The sequence below is a fragment of the Clostridium sp. AWRP genome (genome assembly GCF_004006395.2).
Classification (GTDB): domain Bacteria; phylum Bacillota; class Clostridia; order Clostridiales; family Clostridiaceae; genus Clostridium_B.
In genome coordinates this window covers 3,028,063-3,053,712 of the sequence record NZ_CP029758.2, presented here as the reverse complement: position 1 = coordinate 3,053,712, position 25,650 = coordinate 3,028,063, and the positions used below count along the sequence as shown (strand labels likewise).

Here is a 25,650-nt window from a genome sequence, read left to right as displayed (position 1 = left end):
TTACTATTTCTCAAATTAGGATCTAACGGGAATGAATAATATAGATAAATTAATAGAATCTCTTACATATAAAAGGATACCCTATTAAAAAAGAGAAGGTGACCTTCTCTTTTACCCATCAGTTATACACTCCACCACAGGGAGTTACCCATAAACCTTTTTTGCTTTTAATTTCAGGAAATATAAATTTAAACAATAATATTCCATTTTGACTATTAATTAATACTCCTCTACCCGAACATATACTTTAATAAAAGAATAAAAATATTAGCATCCATTTCCGTTTATACTCCATTCATTGCATATAATTTATTTATACATGTTTCGTAGCTCCTTACATTTATTCATTAGATTATATTTTAGCAAACATATAATATATAAATTTCATTGATGCTTGCTATCCCTAATAACTTTTTTAGCCTTTAAATAGAATAAAAGTTCTTTTTTATCTTCTATACTCCAATCTTTAAAGTCCTGAAGCAGATTAATTATATGAATAAAATCTGCATCATCAATGGTGCTAGAGAATATACTATCCTTTGAATCTTCTATGAAATAAGAAATTGGGGTTTCAAGGGCAGTAGCAATAAGCTTTAGATTTTCAAAGGAAGGATTGCTTCTGCCATTTTCTATATCACTTAAAAAGGATATAGATATTTTACCATTAATTTTAGAAGATAATTGTTTTAATGAAAGTCCAGTTGCTTTTCTAATTTTTCTTAATTTAGTTCCTATTATACTCATAATATAAGCCTCGTTTATTCCGTAAATAACGTAATAATTAGAGTATAAACAAAATCAGAAAGAATGTAAAATAGCAAGAAAAAATTGCAATGATTACGTGTATAACATAATTATTGCTTGAATTAATACGCTAAAATCGTATAATAATATTATGGAGGTGGGAAATTTGGACAATATAGGTAAAAAGGTTAAGGAAGAGAGATTGAAAAAGAGATTAAAACAGTATGAGTTAGCAAATAAGGCAGGCATTTCTAATACATATCTTTCAGATGTTGAGGTTGGCAGAACAAATCCTTCAATAAAAACATTGGACAAACTATCGAAAATTTTAGAAGTGGATATTAGAAAATTTCTCTAATGTTACATAATTAGTATTCGAGGTGATGAAAAATGATAATAATTTATAGTATAAAATAACTGATATTAATAATAGAATTAAATACGTATAAATAATACATATTTTACTTCCTTTAGACTAATATATTCTCAAAATTATCCACCACTTTTTATGTCAAAGATAAATAACAAGTAATGTAGATATTAGCAAGAGGTTAGGGGACGATATATTTTGAATGAATCAAAAGATAGATTGACAATTAAAGAAAAGATAGAAAATTTAAGAGAAAAACTTAATAATGATATTATTAGAAATATAGAACACAAAGATATTGAAGAGAGCAAAAGTATATTAGCTACAAGTGAAGAACTTGATAATGTTATAGTTGATTATATCAAGAATTTTAATCAAGAAATTTGAAATATTTTATTGAAAATAGGATGTATTACTTGTAGAATCGCTTTCAAGCAGTAATACAAAAAAATTACCTACTAAAATTAGAATTTTGTGGAAAATTTATTTATAGTTTTGTAAATAATGAGTATACACTTGTCATAAAAAATTTAAAAATAAAATTAAAGGTTATAAGATAGAAGATAAAATTTGTTATGAAGTGTAAATTAAATTTGCTGCATTTTATATTTATTTTGTTTTTGTTGTTTTAGCACCGGCAAAAATAGTAGAGGCAGACATAGAAATTGGAGCTCTAAGCGGTTCTTATGCGGTTTTAACTAGCAGTGCTAGTGCTATCTCGGTTTTTAAACCTTTTATACAGCATTAGGGAAGGTCTTATTTTTAAACCATTTCGTTTTTTCTCTCAAGCTTGCAATACATTTTTTCCTGCTGTTTTGTTGTAAATTGAAAGTAAATTTCTGTATTTGTAACAGATTTGTGCCCAAGCCACCATTGTAGTTCTTTTATATCCATGTCAGACTCTGCCAAATGAACTGCTGTAGTATGCTTTATAGAATGAAAATGATATTTACTTTTATCATAAATATTAGCATGAGAACAATATTTTTTCATCATATAATCAAGAGTTTGTCTGGAAATTGGTTTTCCTCTTTGGCTTTTAAATAAAATTTCAGAATTAGATGATAATTTGCTTTCATGTATATACTTATCTAATGCATTTTTAGTTTTAGTATCAAGTCTTATAGTATTATTGTAACTGCCCTTTAATCTTTTGCAGTAAAGTTCACCCTTGGAAGCATTATAATCTTCCAATTTAATTAAAGCAATTTCAGAGGCCCTCAAGCCGCATCTATAAGCAACTCTAAAAATTGCTAAATCTCTAACTGCATGTATACTATCTAAACTGATAATGGCTTTAAAAAGATTTTTTGCTTCTTCTTGGGTAAGATATTTTATTTTTCTGTCACTTTTTCTTTCCATTTAGTTTCCTCTTTTCAAAATAATTATACATTATAAATATTTTGTATAATAAATTATAACATAATATTGAGTAAAATCCAATTATTATAAGAAGAATATCAAAGTAATGTTATAATTTGCAATAAAATGGAATCAAAAATAGAATTATTTTTAATTTATGGAATTAAATTAAAAATAATGAATAAAAGATAAGTATAAAATCATCATTTTTAGAACAAAATATTTATTTCGTCCTAAATAATAATATGACGTTTTTTATTAACCAGAGTGAAATTTTAAAGTTTTGAGGTGTTGTCCTATAAATAAATACTTATTTATTACAAGATATTTACTTAATAGTGTATTTCTTTTCATTTCATTTCTTTTTATATGGAGTCAATTTTTTAAAAATAAAGGACATTTATTAAATCCATCATCTTCTGTATGGATAAGAATGCTATATGGAATTACTGCAGGAGCTTTAGGTGGATTTTTGATACCTTTTATCATGGAAGGTAAAGATTACATACCGGTAGATTTTCAAAATTTTGCTATACTTATTTCAGCAATAAACGGTGGATTTTTGGCCTCATTTATTACTGGTTTAGTAATTTCTTTCTTTTCGATAGTATTTGTGGGAATAAGTTATCAAACAATACTTACATCAATTACAATATTAAGTATAAGTGTTGGCTGTGGACTTATTTCTAAATGCAATGTACAGAAAGCAGAAAAATGGATATACATGATTAGTAGTAGCTTGATTCTGCATTTCCTTTTTATGAATATAGTATTGTCAACTGCAAAAATTAATAACACAATTTACAAAAAATTTATTATATATTCAATTTTAACAATTATATTTGGATTTATAATATATTATATTTGTAAGTATATAAATCAATCAAGTTTGCTTTTTATGCACTTTAAAGAAGATTCCTACAAGGATTTTTTAACTGGGCTTAATAATGTTAGAAATTTCAACAACTTGTTTAATGATTTATCTAAAAAGGCAGCTGAGAGAAAAGAAAGACTTTCACTTATTATGATAGATATTGATTGGTTTAAAAAAATTAATGATACATATGGACATCCTTCAGGTGATGAAGTGCTAAAACAAATTGCTTTAATACTTAAAAGGACATGCAGGTCTTTTGACATAATTTCAAGAAACGGTGGGGAAGAGTTTTCAATATTATTAATAAACTGTTCTAATACACAAGCTATAGAAATTGGTGAACAAATAAGAAAAGCAATAGAAAATCATGAATTTATACTATCTACGGGTGAAAAAATTAATGTTTCTGTATCTATTGGTGTTACAACTTATCCTGATATTGTCAATAGTATTGAAGAAATTATAGAAAGTGCAGATATCGCTCTATATGAAGCAAAGCATACAGGTAGAAATAAGGTAATTCCATATTATTAATTTTATTTGTAATATTCTAATTTTAAATAAGGCTTTTGCCATAAGGAAAGATCTGTGTGTAATAATCTCAGGAGGAGATATTCCCCATATAGACTCTGTAACTTTGAGTATTCCTAGACCAAGTTTGTCAGATTCAAATAAAAGAAGTGCCACAATGTTAGTTTTGAATTTGTTTATTCAGATGAATATAACTAATAATAAATTAGATTCATAAAGTGAGCAGGCATGTGGAAAATACTTTTAGAAAAAGATATTTGCCACACGCCATTTTTATGTAAAATATAATATTAGGGGAGAATCTTATAACTATTAAAATTATTTTGTAGCGAATTACCTTTGTATAAAATTACTTTATTTTTACCTTCATTTTTAGCTTTATATAGAGCAGTATCTGAATCACTAAGTAGATTATCTATATTGTCAGTTATACTAGGATAAGTTGAAACTCCTGTTGAAATTGTTATATGAACAGTGGTTTTATCAGAAATATGAAACGAATAAGCTTCAACATTTTGCCTTATTCTTTCAGCAACTTGGACTGCGTCTGCAGCTGGACAATTTAATAGTAATATAGAAAATTCATCACCACCATTACGAGATATAATATCAAAGGCTCGGCATGTGTTGGTTAGAATGTTAGCCAAATTTTTCAGTACAATATCACCTGAACCATGACCATACTTATCATTTATTTCTTTAAAATGGTCAATATCTAGAAATATTAATGATAAATATTGAATTTCCTCTTTTTTTTGTACTGCAATGTTAATTCGATGTAAACTTTTATCAAATTGCCTTACGTTATTCAAGCCAGTTAAAAAATCTATTGAAGCTTCCGTTTTAAGATTTCTATATGCTTCAAAAGCTTTTGATAAATGTTCCATAAATTTATATATAAAATATGTTAAAAGTAAATCATTAATATAGTAAATTATTAGAAACTGAATTAACAGCTGCGTATTTTTAATAAGAATTATACTTCCAATAGAGCTTACTATCAATGAATATAAAGTAGAATAAACCCATTTATTTTTTATTGTTGTTTTAGTATTTGAGATAAAAATAAATCCAATTACTAAAAACAAATTAGTAACTAAAAAAAACATAGAAACTATAGAAAACCTAAATATCAAGAAAAATAGAATATTAATTATAACAGTAGTTACAATTGTAGATAAAATTCCTCCATAAAGAGATGATAAAATAATTGGTAGAGCATGAAAATTGATTGATAAATCAGGCATAACTTTTATAGGAAATAGTATCAATAATATTTCTAGTATCCCACCAATCATACCAATAAAGAGTTTTTCACGTATAGTTGTTGATGACTTTGAAATTAGTATTTTATCTTTAAAAAAAATACTAAGGACACTTATAGAGGTTATCAAAACACAAGAATTGATAAAAAATTCAATAATCATCATATACACCTCTCTACTCAAAATAATTTTGTTAAATATTAAGTCTATATGATAATCGGATAGTATTATACTAACTTTATACTTAATAAAGGCGAATTTACTATTTATTTGTTTAAATATGTCGAAAAATAATTATTTTTCATAATAGTATTTTAATTAAATTATATTGTTAAAACAATAATATGATAAATTTATCTTCTGACAAAAATGAAATTACAGATTATAATGGAAAACAAGAACAATGATTTTTGAGAATTAAATAATGCGGTGTGAAAAAAGAAGTAATTAATGATTATATATGTAGAGGAGATTGCTATGTTGCATATATTAATGACAATACAGTTGGAGTTTTTGTGTCGGTTAAGACAGGGCCTTTAACTTTGGAACTTGCAAATATTGCAGTTTTGGAAAGATTCTTATTTTGTCTATCATCAGCAGGCAGTCCAATTTTATCTTAAATTTGGACTGCCTGCTTTTAGAATATACCACTAAGTTTAATCCATTGTGACCATGTAGTTTTAAAGTTGTCATCATTTTCAACACAATATATATAAAATCTTTTTATTAATTTAGCTCTTTGTTTGGAGCGGTTCATTAGGTATAGTTCATCTCTAAGTAAGTTCTTTCCTCCTAGTAAGACCTGTCTATTCATTATATTTTGGAGACTAACATTTTTAGCGTTTTTCATAATATCATACATTACCATAAAAGTACCTGTTCTTCCCACTCCGCCTTTACAATGAAAATGCAGCCAGGTATTTTTGGGCAATGACTTAACGAATTTTATAAAATAATCAACCATGTCATTAGTAGGCTTTTCTTTATCTGTTACTGGTATACGCATATATGACATACCATAGCTTTGAACTAATTTTTCTTCATCTTCAACCTTCTTCGGTATTAATATTTTATTGCCAATATATAGTGGTTTGTTTAATAAGATGCTTTGTAATCTCGTATTCTCATCAAATAAAACTTCTTCTTTAGTTAAACCTTTATTAGCTTTGTTTCTGTTACCTGACCAACTTATCGCTATACCGTTAATAAATCCATGTGATTCTTGTCTTAAGTCAACTATAATTATTGGCATAGCATCACCTAGGGATTGTTTAATTAACATAAGACTACTTTCAGAAAATTGAGAACTGCCAGATATATTTAAATTAGCTAATCCATTTAAGTTTATAACTTTATTACCTTTAAAATTAGTTAAATCAGTAGTTTTACGAAAGTGTTTAGATAACTTTTTTGTATTATTAGAATTTATAACAAGGTGCATATCATTATTTGGGGGTTCATAATAGCGTTCTTGTATCATTCTATCATTCATATGCAAGCTATATTTATAAAAAAATGGATTCCAATAAGCAGGTACTTTATATGGACAACAGTGTAAATAATAATAAAAATACAAATATTTACACAAACAAGCATACCAGCCATAATGGTTATGTTTAAAACTATCCTCAACTAAATTGTAATTTGTGGAGTTATTTAAAATTATTTTATTTTGTTCCATATATAATTCTCCATAAAAGTTCTTCACATTATATTGTATGATATTAACTCATATTGTTCTTAATTATTTCTACCAATTTTATAATTTTATTATGGAATTAGTGCTTTTTATTACTGGGTATAAAGATATGTTTATCAATTAAATATTATATGAAAAAGGATGAAGCAAATAAATTTAGAATTAGTAAATTTATATCACAACAAGGGAAATGTAATACATGTGGGGAAAAGGTAGCGATAATATCAAAGCCTAACCTATTGGCATCACATCAAGTTAGTAAAGTTATGGTTGAGATAGTTGCAAAATCATCAGGTAATAAGTTAAAACATATGATGAAATTAATGCATAAATTACCAAAGTTGATAGCTGAGACGAAAGAAAAATATGATTAAAGTTAATGTATATCAGGGAGTATACATGATACCTATAGGTTAAAAAAGTAGGAAATTATTTCTCTAAATCTTTCGTTGATGAAACTGCCATTAAAAAGGATATCACCAATATAGCCGTATCTGATGCCGATACACTCCTCATAAAATAATCAACTAAAGTCATTGTAAGCATTGTTGATATTGTATCTAATATAACGAATAGTATCTTTGCTAATTTCATAGTAATTTTATCAAGTGATAGCAAGATTTTCGGAAGCCATAATGCAAAAATTTCTATTGGGAAACCTACTACAGCTACTATCGCAAAAAATAAAATAATACTCCTAATTGAATAATACTTAAAACCGAATAATTGCATTATTCCTCCACCAAATATTGAAACAACAGAAATACTTGCTATTAAAATTATGGCTACAATTCCATAACCTATAATTAATTTTAATAATTTTTTTAGTTTTTTTATCATTCATTTACCTCATAAAATAGAAAGGACTATTTATTGTCAAAAACATAGTAAAACTTCATGTATGAAAACATGGCATTGAGTTTTATAGTTTACCTTTTTGAATTCTTATATCTATCTAAAAAATATTTTAAATATAGAAATCTTTTTTCTATATCATTTTTCCAATCATCAAGTTGATTTAATCCGGAATACCTATATCATTATTTGAAGCATTAGTAATGGGATGGAAATTTATGATTATTCGATATGCTATTAATATACCTGTAATTATTCTAATAGCGTATATTACAGATAAAGTTATTTCATCAAATGAGAAGAAAACCATTTATGAAAATGTTGAAATACTTAAATAGAAACTTTATCTTCTATTTATTGGAGTTTAAAAAAAGGAGCTTAACCTGGGGACTCTGTCCCCAAACCCTTGAAGTTTATCACTATCTGTTTCTGGAAGAACATCAATAGACTTTAAGGTCGCTCCTCAGCAGTAGCTTATCCTTTAGCAAAATTATCATTACCTTTTTTATTAAAAACTTCATTCCATGTTTTTTCTGCATATGGTACAAAGTCTTCTGCTGATTTTGTTATTTTTTTATGAAATTCATTGTCATGAAGCATTTTTTCTGCTCCCGAATCGTCAGGTTTTGCGCCAACCTCATTACATACATTAATTATAACGTTTGTGTTATCTATCATCATACATGGTCTTAGCATATTTTTATTATAAGGTTGTATTGACCTTAGCTTTTTGAAAAAAGGATCCCTAAAAGCATCAATTAAATGCCTACCTTTTAAGTTAACTGTTGAAAAGTGAGAAAATATACAAGGTTCAACATCTTCTTTTGAATTAACATGAAAATAATATTTACCTGCTATACACCCACCTACATATGGGGCATCATTAAAGAAATCTAAAGTAAAATAGGGTTTATTAGATCTTATTTCTCTAGTTCTTCTGCCAAGGTAATCTCTCTGTTCTGCTGTAAGCATCATATTAAAATCTTCATCTTCGCCATTAACAGGCATGAATAAAAAGTACCAACTCATTTTAGAACCTTTTTCAATTAACATATCTGTGAATTCATCACTGAGTACGGTGTTTATATTAGTTTTTGTAACTGCTGAAGATACTCCGAATAATATACCCCTTTCATGGAGCATGTCCATAGCTTTTAAAACTTTTTGGTATGTTCCTTTTCCCCTACGAGCATCAGTATCATTTTCAAATCCCTCAATTGAAAGCATAGGTATTACATTACCGCATTTCTTGATCCTATCTGCAATTTTTTCATTGAGTAAAAGTCCACTAGTAAATGGTGTAAACATTACATCGTCATATTTTTCATATATATCCAAAAGATAATCATTGAAGAAAGGCTCGCCACCTAGAATAATAATATAATAAATTCCAAGATCTCTTGCCTCTCCTATAATTCTATCAACTTCTTCAGGAGGAATATCATCTTTCTTACTGTAGCTTGAAGCATAACATCCTTTACAGTGAAGTGGACACCTCATGGATGGACTTAAAAGCATGACAAATGGTATTTTAGTATTTTCTTCATCCATGTATTTTTGCCTTTTAGGACCAGCATACCAATTTGCATTTGCAAAAAAGTTAGTAAAAAACTTCTTTAAACATTTAGTATCTGTATTTTTTAAAATATCCTGAATAAATTCATGTTTGGATTTATCGTTGTTGTAGTAATTCTCAACAAACTCAATCTGAGCTAATGCAGACTTATCTTTTGTCAGCATTTTAATAGCTGAAAATATCTTATCTACATTTTCTCCTGGGTTTTTATCAAGATAATTAACGATTTTGTTTACAATAGCTTGTTTAGTGTTTTTTTCTAAAGCATTTTTTATTTTCATATAAGAGTCCTCCTAGTAAATTTTTTAAAAATTTTGGCCTATTAACTGCTAAAAAAATTTGTTCGCTTATATCCCCATGAAATTTTTAGTATATTATACAAGTACTATAAATTAAAATTGAACTAAAGAATATAATTCATCTTTATTTTCTTGAGTTATCCCAATATATCTAAGAGTGATCTTTTTTGATGAATGATTAAATGTATACATAATAAGACCAATATTGTATCTGCTCGCCTTATAAGTCCAGTATCCCCATGTTTTTCTTAAGCTGTGAGTACCAAAATTCTTTATATGCAAACTTACAGCTGTAGCTTTTAGAATTCTATAAGCTTGTGTGACACTTATGGGTTTATTTAAGCCTTTTCTGCTCTGAAAAATATAAAAAGTTTGTCCAAGATTATTATGTTCTATATAGGTATTTAGAGCTTTTTTAAGGCTGTTATTTAATTTGATTTTCTTTTTTTGAATTACAAGATCATCCTTGAAACTAAGATAGGAAGTCATTAGATCTTGTACTTTAACTTTAATTACGTCACTAATCCTTAATCCCGTGTTTAATTGAAATTTTGCTAACAGCCAGTCTCTTTCACTTTTATTTTTTAAATGCATGAGCAAGGCGTCTATCTTATTTTTATCTTTAATTGGATCCACAACCATCACTTTTTCCTCCTGAAAGTTATGTATTGTTTTCTATATTATATCACAAAAACAATACATTGAAACAAAAAATAATATAAAAATATGAATATTATGTATATATTTTAAACTATGTAGTTTAAAATTGAATTATGCAGTATTTGTTAAAAGGCAAACTTAAAAAAGCAAAAGCCTGATGAATTTCTATCAGGCCTTTGCTGATATTGTCATGGAATTATATAGTAATCAACTCATATTCACGGTTGCCAAGACCTACTTTTTCTGCATGGGCAAGGCAGGTACGCCACTCCGATTCTGGTGTGGAGTTGGTAAAATGGTCATGATGATCTTTAAAGTTAGGTTTTGACATATTGTCGGATAATTGGCTGTTTGGCAGCGGTGTAGCTGACATACAGGCATCCACACAGGCCTGATCCAGTGCTAATGGATCGAAGGAAGCGAACATGCCTAAATTTGGTAGGATTGGAGCATCATTTTCGCTGTGGCAGTCACAGTTAGGTGAAACATCTATCACAAGGGAAATGTGAAAGCAAGGGCGACCGTCTACTACCGCTTTGGTGTATTCCGCCATGCGGCAATTCAATTCCTTATTGGCTGCCCAGTTTGTAAATGCGATAGCGCCAAAATTACATGCACCTAAGCAGCGTCCGCAGCCTACACAGTTTTCTGTATTGATAGTCATTTTCTTTTTTACATCATCAAACATCAAACCATTATTGGCGCACTCTCTTTGGCATCTGCGGCACCCCTTACACTTCTCCTGTATGATATGAGGTTTACCATTAATATGTTGGTCTTTTTTCCCAGCACGAGATCCGCAGCCCATACCAATGTTTTTGATGGTACCACCGAAGCCGGCTGCTTCATGGCCTTTGAAGTGAGTCAGGCTGATAAGTATGTCAGCATCCATAATTGCATGACCGATTTTTGCCTCTTTTATATATTCACCACCTATTACCGGTACTGTGATATCATCGGTACCCTTTAGGCCATCACCAATGATGACGGGGCAGCCTACTGTAAGTGGAGTAAAGCCATTTTCCCATGCACATTCTAGGTGCTCAAGGGCATTCTTGCGGCTGCCAGGGTACAGGGTATTACAGTCAGTTAAAAATGGCTTTCCACCAAGTTCTTTAACAACGTCGGCTACAGCCTTTGCATAATTTGGACGCAGAAAACCTAAGTTGCCTAGTTCACCGAAGTGCATTTTGATGGCAACGAACTTGTTATCCATGTCGATTTGTTCGATATCTGCTTTTTTAATTAGCTTTTTTAACTTGGTTGGAAGACCTTCTCCAAGTTTTGTACGAAAATCTGTAAAATATACCTTTGATTTTTTCATTATAATCACCCCTGTTTTAAAAAATATTGATTGATTTTATGTATTCTGTGCGGTGAAATCACCTATAGCTTCCTTTTCCTAATTTTAAATTTACTATATCATATTTATTGTAGTAGATAAAGTTAGCTTTAGGTCAAGAGATTTTTTATAAATTTAAAGATTGTAATGAAAGAGTAACGTCTTGAAGGGCCATTCTAATACTCCGAATAGCATTTTTATGAATAAGAATAAAAATGTTATAAGCTCGGTGAAGTCGGCTGAGAGTACACCCTAACGGGTCAAGCTGAGGAAATGCGAATTAGAGGTAGTCGAGTGCATGATAGGTCGGGAATCCATAAAATACTTATGGTAAGAATGGTCATGGATAAATAAGTGACTGACGAAATTCTGAATGAAAGAGTCTAGAATTATACATGATAGAAATATCATGCCTATCTAAAAACATAGGGTTTGTGGGGACGAGTAAAATACACCGTTATGAAAATCCTTATATTGTTAAAGGCAGTATCAAGCAAACAGGTTTAGAGGAATTACCTAAGAGTATATGCAAGGATAAGATTATTGGAACGTGGTAAGCTGATACCGTGGAGGACTTATTTCCTAAAAAGTGGTTTCAAGGAAAGATGTAAATTATAACTTGCTTTAATATCAGTGAAAGTAGTGGCACAGTACCATTGAAGCTGATGAAAGTCAGTGGAGGGATAGCCACAAGTCAATATTTACAATAAAATTTACAAATACAATAATTATTAGGTTCGTGTAAGACTAAGAGAGATGAAAATCGTGAGGTGAGTAATCGACTAATGGCAACAAATGAAAAGAAGTTGAAAAAGAGACGAATGGTAAGGAATAATGAGTATTATGATATTCAAAAAATATTTGATGAACTATACAGAAAAAGCTTAAGTGGTAAGAAATTTGATAACCTGCTAAGTTTAATACTAAACGAACAAAATATATTATTAGCATACAGAAACATTAAGAAGAATAAGGATAGTAAAACAAAAGGAACTAATGAAAATACAATTATGGACAGCTTCAAAAGCATTTTACTTTTTTAAATTTTTGTATCTATCTAAAAAATATTTTAAATACAGAATTCTTTTTTCTATATCATTTTTCCAATCATCAAGTTGATTCAATCCGGTGTCAGTAATAGTATAAATTTTTTTTGCAGGTCCTGAATTAGTTGTATCCCACGAAAATATTACTGCACCATCATCTTCAAGTTGCTTAAGAGTACGGTATATAGCTCCTTGGTCACACTGAAAATCAGGTATATTTTCTATAAGTGAAGTATATATTGCACCACCATATGCAGAACATTCAGCTAGTGTCAGTAAAATAAATGCAGGAAGATGACGAGATTGTTTTCTTTTACCAGTCATAAAATATCTCCTTTTTATTTATAGTATAATAACATTATATTACTTCATACATCTTATTGCAAATAATATATTAGTGTTATTGACACTATCAAAAAATAGATGTATGCTAATAGTGTTAAATACACTATTATATTTATTACACTATGATGTTTAATTTTACACAACTAATTGTATGAGGAGGTAAAAGAATTTTATGTTTACTATGGGATTATACTTTTTAATGTTTATTTTAGTACTTGTATCACTAATTAAAAGCCGCGAAAAAACTTTACTGGCTCTAAAAAAAGCTTGGAAGTCTTTTGAAAATATCTTGCCGTTATTCCTTTCCATATTGTTTATTATAGGGATTATGCTTGCTATTTTAAGCCCGCAGGTTATTTCAAAAATAATGGGTCATCAATCTGGTATATTAGGTTTAGCGTTAGCTGCACTTATTGGATCTTGTACTGTAATACCTGGTTTTGTCACATTTCCATTAGCAGCTACTTTGCTAAAAAATGGAGCTGGTATGGCTCAAATAACAATGCTTATATCAACGTCAGTCATGGTTGGAATTATTACAATTCCTATTGAATCAAAATATTGGGGTAAGAAAGCCACATATGTTAGAAATTCACTTGCCCTTGTGTTTTCTTTTGCAATTGCTTTTGTGATGGGAGTGTTAATATGATGAAAAGAATATTAAAAAGATATAGAACTTTTGGTATTATTTTAATAATAAATTTAATTTTATTGTTAGTAAAACCTTCATTGGGAATAAATTCGTTAGAGGGAACGGCAGATAATTTAAAGGAACTGCTTGCTATTATGCCACCGATCTTTATTTTGATGGGGCTTTTGGATACTTGGGTACAAAAGGAAACAATGATAAAACTTATGGGAAAAGGTTCAGGATTAAAAGGTATGATTATTGCTTTTCTATTAGGTTCATTTGCTGCTGGACCGGTATATGTTTCTTTCCCTTTTGCTGCAGTTTTGATGAAAAAGGGAAGTGCTTTTTTCAATGTGCTAATTTTTATAGGAGCATGGTCTGCTACAAAAATACCTATATCATTATTTGAAGCATCAGTAATGGGATGGAAATTTATGATTACCCGATATGCTGTCGATATACCTATAATTATTATAATAGCATATATTACAGATAAAGTTATTTCATCTAATGAGAAGAAAACCATTTATGAAAATGTTGAAATACTTAAATAAAAATTTAATATTATAGATAGATTAAAATTTTTATACTATATTTTATGTATAATAAAAGGTGTAAAGAAAAATATAAAGGAGAATATGATGATAAAGAATAATTTAAAAATAGAAAATATCCCTGCAATTTTGTGGGGTAAAAAATCGGATAAATTATTTGTAGCGATACATGGTAATATGTCAAATAAAGAAGACGATGCCATTACTATAATTTCAACACCTATTGGACAAACACTCTATTGGGATTACTACTGCTATGTAAAAGAACATCCTATTTCTGCTTGGAATAAACCAACTTCAATTCTTTATGGTTCAGAAGATAATTTGTGTGAGTTTAATGTGATAGCTTCATTTGTAAAACGTTTCAACTGCAATTTACAGGTTATGGAACAAGGAGAGCATTATTTCCATACCGAAGAACAACTACAATTTTTAAGACAGTGGATTAAAAAATATATCTAGGGTTAATGAGTTTAATACTTAGTAAATCTATTGAATTAGGATATAGGAAAATTGCACATTTTACAAAATGCGGATACAAGTTTGGAAACTGGTATGATATGATTTGGATGGAGAAAATTATCGGAGAGCATTCTGAAAATCCAAAACCAGTAATTCCAATTTCAGAATTTCAATTTAGAAAGGAAATAAATTAAATGATACGTTTGCTTCAAGAAGAAGATATAGAAATTGTTTGTAAAATTGTCAATGATAATTGGAGGTCTGTATATGATGGCTATGTAAATGAACAATTGCTCAATGATAATGGTTGTTTTAATAGGAAAAAGAGATTGAAAGCAGATTTCTTATCTGATAGATTATCAAACTATGTTTATGAATGTAATGGGCATATTGCAGCACTATTATCTATTGGAGATACAGTTGATGATGATAAAATAGGAGCTTTTGAAGTTTGGCGTATTTATATTTCGGAGGCTTATCAAAATCTAGGCATTGGAAGTCAATTGATTAACTTTACAGAGCAGCGGGCGTTTAAATATGGTTATAAAGAAATTGTCATATGGGCTTTTAAGGGAAATAGTAGAGCTATTTCATTCTATAAAAAACATGGATATATAAAAGATAAAGAAGAATATTTTGGAGAGCCATATTTAACGTATGCTGTTAGATTTAATAAAAAATTAAATAAGTAAGTTCAAAATTAAAATATCGACTAATATACTTTTTTTATTAAACTTCACTTTATAACATCTCCTTTGGAGTTACAACATTGTAATATTGACGTAATTAAATACCCAAAGCACTAAATTATTTTAGTGTTTTGGGTGCTGAATTATTTGATCCTAATTTTATTTGTGCAATAATCAATGTTACTATTGGTAAGATTACTTGAAATGGAACAGCATAATACATATATATATTATTAGCCCAATGAAACATTTCCATAGTATTATTATATAGTATTTGTGATAAATTTATCATAAGAAGTCCTATCGGAGCAGCCATTATTTCGTAATTGTTTATATTAAATACTTTAGCAATGCCTGTTGATGCTGCATACAAGCACACGCTTACTTTAACAAATCCCATGAATATAAATATCAATGCAATAACAATTTCAAATCTTTCAATAAAATCACCTATTTTAATCGTTCTTGTGGATGTATATGGAGGGAAGTATAAATCTGTAGTTGTTTGAACTCCTAGAACAATGATATTATTAATAGAAGATAATAAAAGATATGTGCCACTTATTAATAATCCTGTAAGAAATACCTTGAATATTTTCTTTTTATTTCTCAGTGAGTGAAAAACTGTAGTGAAGATAACTGACTGGGTAAATGGAAAAGAAAAAGAAGAAAATGCTCCTAGTAAAACTTGTTTTGTATCGTTATATAATATAGGCTTTAAATTTATAAAGTGGGCGTTAGTATAGAGAAGAGGTACAATAATTAATGTAATTACCATAAGTAATGGTAAAAAAAACATGGAAAAACGACCTAAAACCTCAATACCGGATTTTACAATCCAAATGCACAATAAACCAAGAAAAATAGCAAAAATGAATTGAGGTGTTTCGGGAAATGAAACAACATTTACAAATTCGGAAAAAACTCTTATTACTAAAGCTCCCAGATGGAATACATACCAAATAAATAATACTGAAATTGCTTTACCCAATTTTTTACCAAGTACATACTGAAAAATATCATATAGATCTTTTCCAGGAAAATTATTAAGTAGTTTTGAATAGACAAAAACCATCGGTAGTGATATAAGTATTCCTAGTGCGATGGATATCCAAGCATCTTGTTTTGCATTTTTAGAAACTCCCAGTACAATGGAAGTACCAATCAGGAACATAGTCAATATACATACACCTTGGGAATTGGATATTACTTGTTTATCCATGTATTTTCCTCCTTTCAATTAACCTTGCAGTTTGAATATAAACTCAATAAATCTTCTTATTGGTACTGCTGAGCTAGGAACTTTGACATGGAAGGCAGAGAATATATCAAGTATAAGTGAAAATAGCATGAAAGATGCATAAATAGTAAGCAATTTCCAATTTTTAATACTAATTATTGGAATTAAGTCATGTATAGTAAAGAATATAATTATAAAAAGATATAAAGCAAATAACATTATAGATTACATCCCTCTTCTAATTGCATTTGAATTAATTGAGCTATTTCGAAGCTGAATTTCTACATTTACGTTTACATTTATGTTTTTAAAGACATCGTTCCATTCATCTTTAACATCATCCCAAGCTGAAGGCATGTCAGCCCTTATATGTTTACCAAATCCAAAAATATCAGCATCATATTTATTTTGTACTTTATTAATAGTATTTTTTATTGACTTTTTTAGCGATTTTTCAGAGGCTTGTTTGAGGACATTTAGATTGTTTTTATTGATAAAATTTTTGCTTCCTTCAATCTCTGCAATTGATGCATCTATTCTAAGATTCATGTCGATACTTAGTTTCCCATCTTTGTATACTGGCTTAATTTTTGTTTTGTTTCCAAATACTTCTAAGGTTATGTTGGTATTTTGGATGCCATCTGAAATTTTTTCAACCAATAGTGTTTTGTCAATTTGATCTGTTGCAAAAAGAAAATATTTTGATTCTTTTCTATTTAAGAATCCTACAAGTATATCTTTTTTAAATACGGCTGTACCATTTAATTCTACAATTTGCTTATCAGTATTTGTTTTTATATCGCAGAGAGGTAAAACAGGAGATATATCGCTTTCTTCAATATCATTAACCAGTTCATAAACCCTTACAATAGGTTCATTGCCAAGTATTTTTTGATTTTCTACCATTTTAGTAATATCAAAACACTTTAAATTTGAGCTTACAGTCTTACTTTGAAGAATTTCTTTTGCTGTGGCTCTGTTTGAAATTAGCACATACATTTCTTCTCTTATTTCAGCCCCTCTGTAACATAAGTCAAGTGATGGAATGACACCTTCTTCTGCTATATCCTTACTTATAATAAAAACTCTTGCGTGACCCCAATATAATTTTTTACCAGTAAAATTTATCATATTTCGTATTGCATCAAATATAGTGTTTCCTTCGGATTCAATTACATTCGATATTGTTTTGGCTCCTTCTCCGGACATTTGAAAGTCAAGTATTTCTGCACTTACTATATATTTATTGTTTTTCTTATCCTTATCCAGTGAAAGTCCTGTTACAAGTGAATATTTTTCAATATCTGTATAATTCCAGCAGCCGGATAATAGTACTGAGGATAATAGTAATAGTAAAACGGGAAGTATTCTTTTTTTGATCTTCAATTTTTACTACCTCCAGATGATTTCCTTATTAAATTATTGGCAGCAATAAATTTTGGACGGTATTTCATGTAAAACCAGGGAGCTCTTATAGCAGTATCTTTTAAATCTTGAGGTTTTAATGTCATGAGACTGAGCATGTAAGGTACTCCAAAAGAACGCATTTTGAATAAATGAATCATTAATCCTATGATTCCAAAAATAAAACCATACAGTCCTAATATGGAAGAAAATATTAATAATATTATTCTCAATAAAATAGAGGCTCCTTTAACTTTTGGAATCGCAAGTCCAGTTATTCCTGTAAGGGCTATGACAATTATCATTGGTGCACTTACAAATCTGGCATCAACTGCTGCTTGACCTAATACTAGTGCACCCACTATGCTGAAAGCCTGCCCAATTTGATTTGGCATTCGCACACCAGTTTCCCTAAGAATTTCAAATGTTAGTAAAAGTCCCAAAGCTTCTACTACAGTTGGAAAGGGTACATCCTGTCGTGCCGCAGATATGCTTATAGCAAGTGGTGTAGGTATTGCTTCAATATGGAATGTAGTTAACGCTATAAAAAGTGAAGGCAGGCTTATAGTTATTATAAAACTTAGTATTCTCAGCAATCTGCTTATGGAAGAAAAATAAAAATTAATATAATAATCTTCATTAGCCTGGAAAAGTTCAATAAAAATATGTGGCACAGTTAACACAATAGGAGTGGCATCTACCATTATTGCAATACGTCCTTCCAATAATTTGGCTGCAACGATATCTGGTCTTTCGGTATTTCCTATTGTCTTAAATGGCGAAAAAGGTTCATCATTAATAAGTTCTTGTATGTAACCAGAAGCTAAAGTTCCGTCTATATCAATGCTATTTAGTCTTTTATTTAACTCATCAAGTATTTTGTTATTGACGATACCATCTATATAACATAAGCAAATTTTTGTTTGTGTTCGTGTGCCTAAAACTCTAAATTTAAACTTTAAGTCTGGAGTTAATAGTTTTCTTCTTACCATGGAAATATTTACCATAAGAGATTCTGTAAATCCTTCTCTTGGACCTCGTATTGTTTTTTCTCCTTCTGGCTCTTTAATCTCTCTACTTTTCCACCCAATAGTACTTACAATTAAAGCTTCTGATTCACTTCCTAAAAAAAGAACTGTATTGCCATTTAAGATGGATTCAATGATCTTATTTACATCATTAGTTTTGTTAACGTTGTTTGAAAAGATTATGTGATTCAAAATATTTTCAATGTTACTATGTTCTTCATTTAAATAGGTACTTTCAATTATTGGCTTTATAATATTTGTGTTTATTGTTTCATTGTCTATCATTTCTTGAAGAAAGATTATGCAACATTTAACACTATTGTTTTTTTGGTTTTCGAAATATCTTACGACAAGTGTATCATCATCATTAAAGATCTCTTTAATTAGACTTACATTTGACTGAAGAGAATTACTAAGTATGTAATTCTCTAAAAAGCTTTCATGTGAAGTTTTGTTATTAGATTTTGTGTGTTCATTACACATAGTTATAATAAGCCACCTTAATATATAATTTTATAATATTATTTATCAAAGTTGTGGATAACATACATAGTTCTATATAATTATTTAATTTTATTATTCTATGTTATCAAGTATAAAATTTTAGATTTAAAAGTTACAAAAAAATGATGATTATTAAGGAAAATATAAAAGAATTGAAATTTTGTTAAAAGCCAGTCTCTTTCATTTTTATGTATCAAATTATATGTATCTATAAAACGGGAAAGCGATGATTAAAGTTTAGAATATATTTTTATATATTAGAAAATAATATTAAAAGTTATAATAGGTTAATATTATTTGAAAATCATAAAAGGAGAGAATATGAAATTCAAGAAAAATATAATTCCAAGGATAATATGTACAGTTATAATTTTGGTTATTAATATAATTTTGTTTACTGGAGCAGCAAAAGCTTTTAAGAGTGGGTGAAGTATCTGAAAATGAAGTCAAAAGTATACTAAAAAATAGCAGAAGGTTGCAAAATCAAAAAAAATATTCAAAAGCTATAGAAGGATATAATATAGTTTTAGAAAATAAGAATATGTCTAAAAGTATTATAAACGAAGCAAAAATATGTAAACTGCTTGCAGAGAGGAAAGTGCCAGTTTTAGATAAGTATTCTTTCCTCCCGGAGTATATGAATATTGGGAAAAGTGGTGCCGACTATTATAAAAACAATAAGTGTAATTACACATTATATAAAGAATATGATCCTGTAAAAAAATATTTTAATTATCAGCCGGATTGGGCTTATCTTGAGTCTCCTAGTTTTAAATATGATAAAAATGGCATACCTATGGTAAAATACAATGGCAAATTTTATTACAATGCAGTTACTATATGCCAATATGCACTTTATTTATATGATGGATATATGGATACTGGAGCTAATAAAGATAAATTTTTAAATACAGCGGATTTTTTAATAAAGAGTATAAAAAAAGATGGATCTCTAAGATATGAGTTTAAATTTGGATATTATGAGTGCTTAAATGAAGGATGGGCTTCAAGTATGTCCCAGGGGCAGGCACTTAGTGTATTTACTAGAGCCTATCATTTAACTAAAAATTCAAAGTATATAAATGCAGGACAGAGAGTACTTAAATATCTTTTAACGCCTGTTTCAGAAGGTGGTGTTATGGATAATCTAAGTGCTTTAGATAAAAGTCTTGAAGACAAGATATTTTTTCAGCAGTATGTGGGAAAAACGTCTACCTATACATTAAACGGGTATATATTTACATTGATAGGTTTATATGATTGGAGCAGTGTACACTGTCCTCAAAATATATACTATTCTAACATGGCTAAAAGATACTGGAATAAAGGACTCCTAAGCTTAAAATATATACTGCCCTATTATGATATAGGGAATTTCACATCCTATGATTTATATCACATTATAAAAAATGGACCTCCCAGCAGTTCTGACTTTTATCATTGTATTCACATTGAAGAAATGAATGTGCTTTATAATATTACGGGGGATGAATATTATAAAAATATAAGAAATATGTGGATATCTTATGTTAAAAATTAGTATTTGAAAGGTTTAAAAATTAATGCTGGTAGTGTAACATTATAGTTATATGTGAGGTGTATTGCTATGAAAAAAAATCTTCTCAGCATTGATTGGGATTATTTTATTCCTATAAGAGAGGAATGGTGCGGCTCTTATATTGAGAATAAGAGAACAAATATTATATTGTGGTATAGGAGATATTTTAAAAATAGGCAAATGGGAGAAAACATTGAAAAAACAGTTAGAACCGGTAATGAACTGAAAGGCTTTTGGAGTAAAATAAAACAATGTTTTTTCATAGAAAGTAAAGCTAAGGTATATGTATCTGACTCCCATAAGTTTTCTTATTTCATAGCTCAAAACAATAATTGTGATGAAGTTATAAATTTTGATGCACATTCTGATTTGGGTTACGGTGGGATGAAGTCACTTGATTTTGAATTGAATTGTGCCAATTGGCTTGGAAAACTTTTAAAAGACAGTATTGTAAGAAAGGCAAGTATAGTTTATAGTCCTTATACTTATGAAGAAAAAAGTGAATTTGAGGAAATAAATAAATCGTTTTCTATAAAGTATCCTAAGGTAGAGCATTTAGTAAATAAGAACATAAATGTAATTCACATATGTAGGTCGGGAAGTTGGACTCCTCCCTGGCTTGATAATGAATTTTATAAGTTCATAAATGACTTGCATATGCCATACAAAATTATGAAATGTCCTAAAAGGTGCTGGAATCCTGGAGAGCTTACACTCTCGGATAAAATATATATAATGCTTTGAAAATGTGTTTAATTTTGTAAAGCAGTACTTAGTATAAAAACTAAATACTGCTTTTTGTATAATGTTACTTTGTATAGAATTTTTTAATAGTTTCGCACACAAAGTTAACTTCATCTTCAGTTATTTCAGGGTATATAGGAAGAGCTAAAACTTTAGTTGAAAGTTTTTCAGCTACAGGGAAATCACCCTTTTTATAGCCTAAATAATCAAAGCATTTTTGAAGATGAAGAGGGATTGGATAATAAATACTAGTTCCAATTTCATTTCCCTTTAAGTATGCAGCAAGTTCATCTCTTTTTTCTACTAATGTATTAAATGCATAATATACTGGCTTTTGATTTCCTTTAACTGTAGGAAGTTTTATATAGTCACAATCAGCAAGTCTTTCTTTGTACCAATCAGCTACCTTTTGTCTTTGTTTAAGTGCATTATCTATATATTTTAGTTTAACTAAAAGTACAGCAGCTTGAATAGAATCAAGTCTTGAATTATATCCTATATAGTCATAATGATATTTTTTAGAAGCACCATGTACTCTAAGCATTTTAGCAGTTTCAGCTAACTTGTCATTATTAGTTACTATCATTCCTCCGTCGCCATAACCACCTAGTGTTTTTGTTGGAAAAAATGAATAAATACCAATATCTCCTATAGTACCAGAATGTTTGTATTCACTTGAGGAACCTCCCCACTGCATTCCAAAAGCTTCTGCAGCGTCTTCTAAAACACTTAAATTATGCTTGGATGCTATATTCATTATTTTGTCCATGTCTGCCATCTGTGAAAAAAGATGTATTGGTAATATACTTGCAGTTTTTGAAGTTATTTTTTCTTCTATTTTATTTGCATCTAGATTAAAAGTATCTTCATCTACATCAACAAAAACTGGTTTTGCATTTAATTTAGCTATACAAGAAGTTGAAGCTAAAAATGTAAAAGGGGAAGTTATAATTTCATCTCCAGCTTTAAATCCAAGTGCATGAGAAGAAACCAAAAGTGCATCTGTTCCAGAAGCTACAGCTATAGCATGCTTAGCTCCTGTATATTTTTTTATTTCTTCTTCAAGTTCTGATACTTGAGGTCCAAATATAAAACTTCCACTTTCAAGTACAGCTGATATAGCCTTATCAAATTCTTCTTTCTTTTCTAAGTATTCTCTTGTAGGTGTAAAAAAATTAACTTTCATTTTTCGTCCTCGCTTTCAATTTATTTCATGACTTTTTCTACAGCAGAAATTAATTCTTTAACGACATATTCTGCATCTTCCAATTTAAGAAGAGAATAAACTGGTACAGAAATTTCATTTGCATAGTGATTATATGCATTTGGATAATCCTTTATATCGTAACCTAAATTTTTGTAAAGTGTAAACATAGGTAAAGGAGTATAGTGAACATTAGTAGCTATATCTTTTGCCGCAAGGGATTTTATTACTTCATTTCTTTGATCTTCACTAAAGTCTTTTATGCGAAGAAGATATAAGTGGTATGAAGTTTCACGTATAGCATCTTTTTTAAATGGAATTATAGCCCAATCCTTTTCACTTAAAAATTTAGTATATAAATCAAATATAGCTTTACGTTTTTTTAGCATTTCTTCATATCTTGGGAATTGTGCCAAACCTATAGCTGCAGCTATATCAGTTAAATTGCATTTACCTCCATCGGTAACTATATCATATTTCCATGCACCTGCCTGCATTTTGGAAAGAGCATCTTTTGATTGACCGTGTAGGGATTCCAACTTAAAATCCTTATATAAGTCTTTTTTACCAAATTTATCATTCTCGCTAAATGTTATTGCACCACCTTCGGCAGTAGTGAAATTTTTTACTGCATGAAAGGAGAAAACGTGGAAATCAGCTTGCGAACCAACTCTTTTGCCTTTGTATTTTGCACCAAAAGAGTGAGCGGAATCCGATACAAAAATTATATCCTCACGATTTTTATCCTTTAATATTTTGCGAACAGCATCATAATCTATAGGTACTCCTGCAACATCTACTGTATATATAGCTTTTGTCTTAGGTGTTATAGCATCTGCTAATTTTTCTAAATCAATTAAGAAAGAATCTTTTTCTATATCTACTAACTTTGGTTTAATTCCTCTACGTATCGCTGCACTTGCTGTTGCAGTATAAGTATAAGGAGTAGTTATGACTTCATCTCCTGCTTTTATGTCAAATTCCTTCAATACAAGTTCTAGTCCAGCAGAATTACTGTTTACAGCTAGTGCTTTATCACTATTACAATATTCAGCAATCTTTTTTTCAAATTCAGTACATTTTGGACCTGTAGTAATCCATCCTGATTTTAAAACTTCTACAACTGCGTTTATTTCGTCTTCACCTATATCTGGTGGTGAGAATGGTATTTTCTTATTCATTTATAATCAATCCTTTCATTTTGTTTCGTTGTTTATTATATAAGTTTTTAGATTGTAGGTTGATGTATAAAACTATTTCCTACTTTCAAAAAAACCAGTATCTTTTGTTATATAAATATACCCATTTTTGTTTATTTCAGACTGCAAGTACTCTGCAAAGGATTCAAGTTTATTTTTGTCAAATGTAGTTTTTGTGTTGCCAGGCATAGAAAATATATAATCTATGAGAGGAGATGCAGCTGTTAGCTTTAAGTTATCACTATATCTTTTCATTTTTACATTCTTAAACCACTTAGAGAGTTTTAACAGACCATTTTCAAGTTGAAAACTTTCTGTAATATTAAAACTATCTGTAGTTATATTCTTAAAGTTATATTTTTTAACGATTTCTCTCATTTCCTTCATATGATTTTTACCTACAGTTGAGGCATAAAAATAACCTTTAGGTTTTAAAACACGATAAATCTCTGAAAGGGATTTGTCTACATCACCTACATGGTATAATACATGATTTGCTATTATTACATCGAAACTATTGTCCTCATAAGGTATATTTTGTACATCTGCTATTTTAAATGTAAATCTTTTTGAATTAATGCCTAAATTATTTTTTGTATCCTGAAGCATTCCAGGGGAAAAATCAGTAAGAGTAATGTCCCAACCTTCAGGAATTTTATCTAGATTTTTTTGCCATAATTCCCCATTACCACATCCAAGTTCCAAAATAGAAGATTTGAAAGGAATATTTAATTGATTAAAAAACCATTTCATCCATCCTCGCTTATTTGTGCTGAAAAGTTCATGAATTCTTATTCTGGCTTTTAAATTAGAGGCATTTTCGTATTGTTCCATCCACTTTTGATCTGTATTTACTATGCTTATTATGTTTATAAACTTGTTCCAATTGAGTTCCTTGTTATTGTCAAGCATATGAACAGCTTCATCTATGGATTTTATTACAGCTTCAATGTGGTATATTTTTTCTTTCATTATCTTTTTTTGTATTTGGAGAGATCTTTTTAAGTCACCCTGATTTAAATCATAGTTCATTATTTTAGATATATCCTCAAGTGAAAGACCTATAAATTTAAGAGTAAGTATTTTTTGAAGCTTACCAAAATCTTCAACATTATATAATCGGTGACCAGACTCAGTATAGGAACAGGGTTTTAAAAGACCTATTTTGTCATAGTACCTTAAAGTCCTCAAGGTAACACCTGATTTTTGGGCGAATTTGCCGATACTTACTAATTCTGATTTATGGGAACTCATTATTTATCACCTCTGCCTAAATTATTGTAACACATGACGTAAGGTAAGGTACAACAAAAACTTTTATTTTTAAATATATTTTTGTGATATTATGGTTATATTAGCATAAATAAAGGGTTTGTGTTGAATATAAAATCATTATATGGTAATATCAAATAAAAGTATTTGATATATAATTTATTTTAAAGGAATGTTTATCATGAACATG

General features: G+C 29.1%; 28 protein-coding genes and 1 pseudogene. 14 read left to right on the top strand and 15 right to left on the bottom strand.

The window, feature by feature from the left end; translation table 11 throughout:
• Positions 1-384: 384 nt before the first annotated feature.
• Positions 385-744 carry a helix-turn-helix transcriptional regulator gene (locus DMR38_RS13985; RefSeq protein WP_127721896.1) on the bottom strand — a complete coding sequence of 120 codons (360 nt, stop codon included), beginning with the start codon at positions 742-744 and terminating at the stop codon, positions 385-387.
• Between the two features lie 166 nt (positions 745-910).
• Between DMR38_RS13985 and DMR38_RS13980 the strand changes: the two genes are divergently transcribed.
• Positions 911-1,102 (top strand): helix-turn-helix transcriptional regulator, encoded by a 192-nt coding sequence (locus DMR38_RS13980; protein ID WP_175413016.1) that lies wholly within the window; start codon positions 911-913, stop codon positions 1,100-1,102.
• A gap of 210 nt (positions 1,103-1,312) precedes the next feature.
• The gene (locus tag DMR38_RS13975) at positions 1,313-1,501 is read left to right on the top strand and encodes a Spo0E family sporulation regulatory protein-aspartic acid phosphatase (protein WP_127721894.1); all 189 of its coding nucleotides are present in this window, start codon (positions 1,313-1,315) and stop codon (positions 1,499-1,501) included.
• A gap of 375 nt (positions 1,502-1,876) precedes the next feature.
• Here DMR38_RS13975 and DMR38_RS13970 read toward each other — a convergent pair whose 3' ends face one another.
• A complete protein-coding gene (locus DMR38_RS13970; protein ID WP_127721893.1) occupies positions 1,877-2,476 on the bottom strand; it encodes a tyrosine-type recombinase/integrase in 600 nt (199 codons plus the stop codon).
• Positions 2,477-2,909: 433 nt separating this feature from the next.
• Here DMR38_RS13970 and DMR38_RS13965 point away from each other — a divergent pair, with 433 nt between their 5' ends.
• Together DMR38_RS13965 and DMR38_RS22640 are read left to right on the top strand one after the other, a co-directional pair.
• On the top strand, positions 2,910-3,887 hold the full coding sequence (locus DMR38_RS13965) for a GGDEF domain-containing protein (protein WP_127721892.1): 978 nt from the start codon (positions 2,910-2,912) through the stop codon (positions 3,885-3,887).
• Positions 3,880-4,101, top strand: coding sequence for a hypothetical protein (locus DMR38_RS22640; RefSeq protein WP_347562550.1), 222 nt, complete (start codon positions 3,880-3,882; stop codon positions 4,099-4,101). Before DMR38_RS13965 ends, DMR38_RS22640 begins: the two co-directional genes overlap by 8 nt.
• A 73-nt stretch (positions 4,102-4,174) precedes the next feature.
• Here the strand turns inward: DMR38_RS22640 and DMR38_RS13955 are convergent, their stop codons facing one another.
• Entirely contained in the window at positions 4,175-5,314 is a 1,140-nt protein-coding gene (locus DMR38_RS13955) for a diguanylate cyclase (protein ID WP_243124298.1), read from the bottom strand.
• 266 nt (positions 5,315-5,580) lie between these two features.
• Here DMR38_RS13955 and DMR38_RS13950 point away from each other — a divergent pair, with 266 nt between their 5' ends.
• Complete coding sequence (locus DMR38_RS13950; protein WP_127721891.1) at positions 5,581-5,769, top strand: hypothetical protein; 189 nt, start codon at positions 5,581-5,583, stop codon at positions 5,767-5,769.
• A 17-nt stretch (positions 5,770-5,786) separates the two neighbouring features.
• Here the strand turns inward: DMR38_RS13950 and DMR38_RS13945 are convergent, their stop codons facing one another.
• On the bottom strand, positions 5,787-6,830 hold the full coding sequence (locus DMR38_RS13945; protein WP_127721890.1) for a protein-tyrosine phosphatase family protein: 1,044 nt from the start codon (positions 6,828-6,830) through the stop codon (positions 5,787-5,789).
• A gap of 149 nt (positions 6,831-6,979) precedes the next feature.
• Here DMR38_RS13945 and DMR38_RS13940 point away from each other — a divergent pair, with 149 nt between their 5' ends.
• Positions 6,980-7,222 carry a hypothetical protein gene (locus tag DMR38_RS13940; RefSeq protein ID WP_127721889.1) on the top strand — a complete coding sequence of 81 codons (243 nt, stop codon included), beginning with the start codon at positions 6,980-6,982 and terminating at the stop codon, positions 7,220-7,222.
• A gap of 55 nt (positions 7,223-7,277) precedes the next feature.
• Here the strand turns inward: DMR38_RS13940 and DMR38_RS13935 are convergent, their stop codons facing one another.
• From DMR38_RS13935 to DMR38_RS13910, 4 genes are all read right to left on the bottom strand, one after another.
• Positions 7,278-7,688 carry a YrvL family regulatory protein gene (locus DMR38_RS13935; protein WP_127721888.1) on the bottom strand — a complete coding sequence of 137 codons (411 nt, stop codon included), beginning with the start codon at positions 7,686-7,688 and terminating at the stop codon, positions 7,278-7,280.
• 489 nt (positions 7,689-8,177) lie between these two features.
• Positions 8,178-9,560, bottom strand: coding sequence for a radical SAM protein (locus tag DMR38_RS13920; RefSeq protein WP_127721887.1), 1,383 nt, complete (start codon positions 9,558-9,560; stop codon positions 8,178-8,180).
• Between the two features lie 111 nt (positions 9,561-9,671).
• Positions 9,672-10,220 carry a tyrosine-type recombinase/integrase gene (locus DMR38_RS13915; protein WP_127721886.1) on the bottom strand — a complete coding sequence of 183 codons (549 nt, stop codon included), beginning with the start codon at positions 10,218-10,220 and terminating at the stop codon, positions 9,672-9,674.
• Between the two features lie 214 nt (positions 10,221-10,434).
• A complete protein-coding gene (locus DMR38_RS13910; RefSeq protein ID WP_127721885.1) occupies positions 10,435-11,562 on the bottom strand; it encodes a DUF362 domain-containing protein in 1,128 nt (375 codons plus the stop codon).
• Positions 11,563-12,365: 803 nt separating this feature from the next.
• On the opposite strand from DMR38_RS13910, the gene DMR38_RS13905 reads away from it, so the two are divergent.
• Positions 12,366-12,623, top strand: a complete 258-nt coding sequence (locus DMR38_RS13905) for a hypothetical protein (protein ID WP_127721884.1) — start codon at positions 12,366-12,368, stop codon at positions 12,621-12,623.
• Here the strand turns inward: DMR38_RS13905 and DMR38_RS13900 are convergent.
• Positions 12,612-12,950 (bottom strand): helix-turn-helix transcriptional regulator, encoded by a 339-nt coding sequence (locus DMR38_RS13900; RefSeq protein WP_127721883.1) that lies wholly within the window; start codon positions 12,948-12,950, stop codon positions 12,612-12,614. The genes DMR38_RS13905 and DMR38_RS13900 overlap by 12 nt on opposite strands.
• 193 nt (positions 12,951-13,143) lie before the next feature.
• Here DMR38_RS13900 and DMR38_RS13895 point away from each other — a divergent pair, with 193 nt between their 5' ends.
• The 5 genes and pseudogenes from DMR38_RS13895 to DMR38_RS13875 all read left to right on the top strand — a co-directional run bounded on the left by DMR38_RS13895 (position 13,144) and on the right by DMR38_RS13875 (position 15,310).
• A complete protein-coding gene (locus tag DMR38_RS13895) occupies positions 13,144-13,620 on the top strand; it encodes a permease (RefSeq protein WP_127721882.1) in 477 nt (158 codons plus the stop codon).
• Positions 13,617-14,156, top strand: a complete 540-nt coding sequence (locus tag DMR38_RS13890) for a permease (protein ID WP_127721881.1) — start codon at positions 13,617-13,619, stop codon at positions 14,154-14,156. Before DMR38_RS13895 ends, DMR38_RS13890 begins: the two co-directional genes overlap by 4 nt.
• A gap of 87 nt (positions 14,157-14,243) precedes the next feature.
• A complete protein-coding gene (locus DMR38_RS13885; RefSeq protein WP_127721880.1) occupies positions 14,244-14,618 on the top strand; it encodes a hypothetical protein in 375 nt (124 codons plus the stop codon).
• 32 nt (positions 14,619-14,650) lie between these two features.
• Positions 14,651-14,812, top strand: a pseudogene (locus tag DMR38_RS13880) (GNAT family N-acetyltransferase); the annotation flags it as partial.
• Positions 14,813-15,310 carry a GNAT family N-acetyltransferase gene (locus tag DMR38_RS13875; protein ID WP_127721878.1) on the top strand — a complete coding sequence of 166 codons (498 nt, stop codon included), beginning with the start codon at positions 14,813-14,815 and terminating at the stop codon, positions 15,308-15,310.
• A gap of 115 nt (positions 15,311-15,425) precedes the next feature.
• On the opposite strand, the gene DMR38_RS13870 is transcribed toward DMR38_RS13875, so the two are convergent.
• The 3 genes from DMR38_RS13870 to DMR38_RS13860 form a co-directional block, all read right to left on the bottom strand.
• Positions 15,426-16,529, bottom strand: coding sequence for an endospore germination permease (locus tag DMR38_RS13870; protein ID WP_127721877.1), 1,104 nt, complete (start codon positions 16,527-16,529; stop codon positions 15,426-15,428).
• 243 nt (positions 16,530-16,772) lie between these two features.
• Positions 16,773-17,933 carry a Ger(x)C family spore germination protein gene (locus DMR38_RS13865; RefSeq protein WP_127721876.1) on the bottom strand — a complete coding sequence of 387 codons (1,161 nt, stop codon included), beginning with the start codon at positions 17,931-17,933 and terminating at the stop codon, positions 16,773-16,775.
• On the bottom strand, positions 17,930-19,462 hold the full coding sequence (locus tag DMR38_RS13860; protein WP_127721875.1) for a spore germination protein: 1,533 nt from the start codon (positions 19,460-19,462) through the stop codon (positions 17,930-17,932). The genes DMR38_RS13865 and DMR38_RS13860 overlap by 4 nt, the downstream gene beginning before the upstream one ends.
• A gap of 442 nt (positions 19,463-19,904) precedes the next feature.
• Between DMR38_RS13860 and DMR38_RS13855 the strand changes: the two genes are divergently transcribed.
• Positions 19,905-21,023, top strand: a complete 1,119-nt coding sequence (locus DMR38_RS13855; RefSeq protein ID WP_127721874.1) for a D-glucuronyl C5-epimerase family protein — start codon at positions 19,905-19,907, stop codon at positions 21,021-21,023.
• 66 nt (positions 21,024-21,089) lie between these two features.
• Positions 21,090-21,785, top strand: coding sequence for an arginase (locus DMR38_RS13850; RefSeq protein WP_127721873.1), 696 nt, complete (start codon positions 21,090-21,092; stop codon positions 21,783-21,785).
• 64 nt (positions 21,786-21,849) lie between these two features.
• On the opposite strand, the gene DMR38_RS13845 is transcribed toward DMR38_RS13850, so the two are convergent.
• The 3 genes from DMR38_RS13845 to DMR38_RS13835 all read right to left on the bottom strand — a co-directional run bounded on the left by DMR38_RS13845 (position 21,850) and on the right by DMR38_RS13835 (position 25,442).
• On the bottom strand, positions 21,850-22,971 hold the full coding sequence (locus tag DMR38_RS13845) for a DegT/DnrJ/EryC1/StrS family aminotransferase (RefSeq protein WP_127721872.1): 1,122 nt from the start codon (positions 22,969-22,971) through the stop codon (positions 21,850-21,852).
• Positions 22,972-22,991: 20 nt separating this feature from the next.
• On the bottom strand, positions 22,992-24,170 hold the full coding sequence (locus tag DMR38_RS13840) for a DegT/DnrJ/EryC1/StrS aminotransferase family protein (protein ID WP_127721871.1): 1,179 nt from the start codon (positions 24,168-24,170) through the stop codon (positions 22,992-22,994).
• Between the two features lie 72 nt (positions 24,171-24,242).
• On the bottom strand, positions 24,243-25,442 hold the full coding sequence (locus DMR38_RS13835) for a MerR family transcriptional regulator (protein ID WP_127721870.1): 1,200 nt from the start codon (positions 25,440-25,442) through the stop codon (positions 24,243-24,245).
• Positions 25,443-25,650 lie beyond the last annotated feature (208 nt).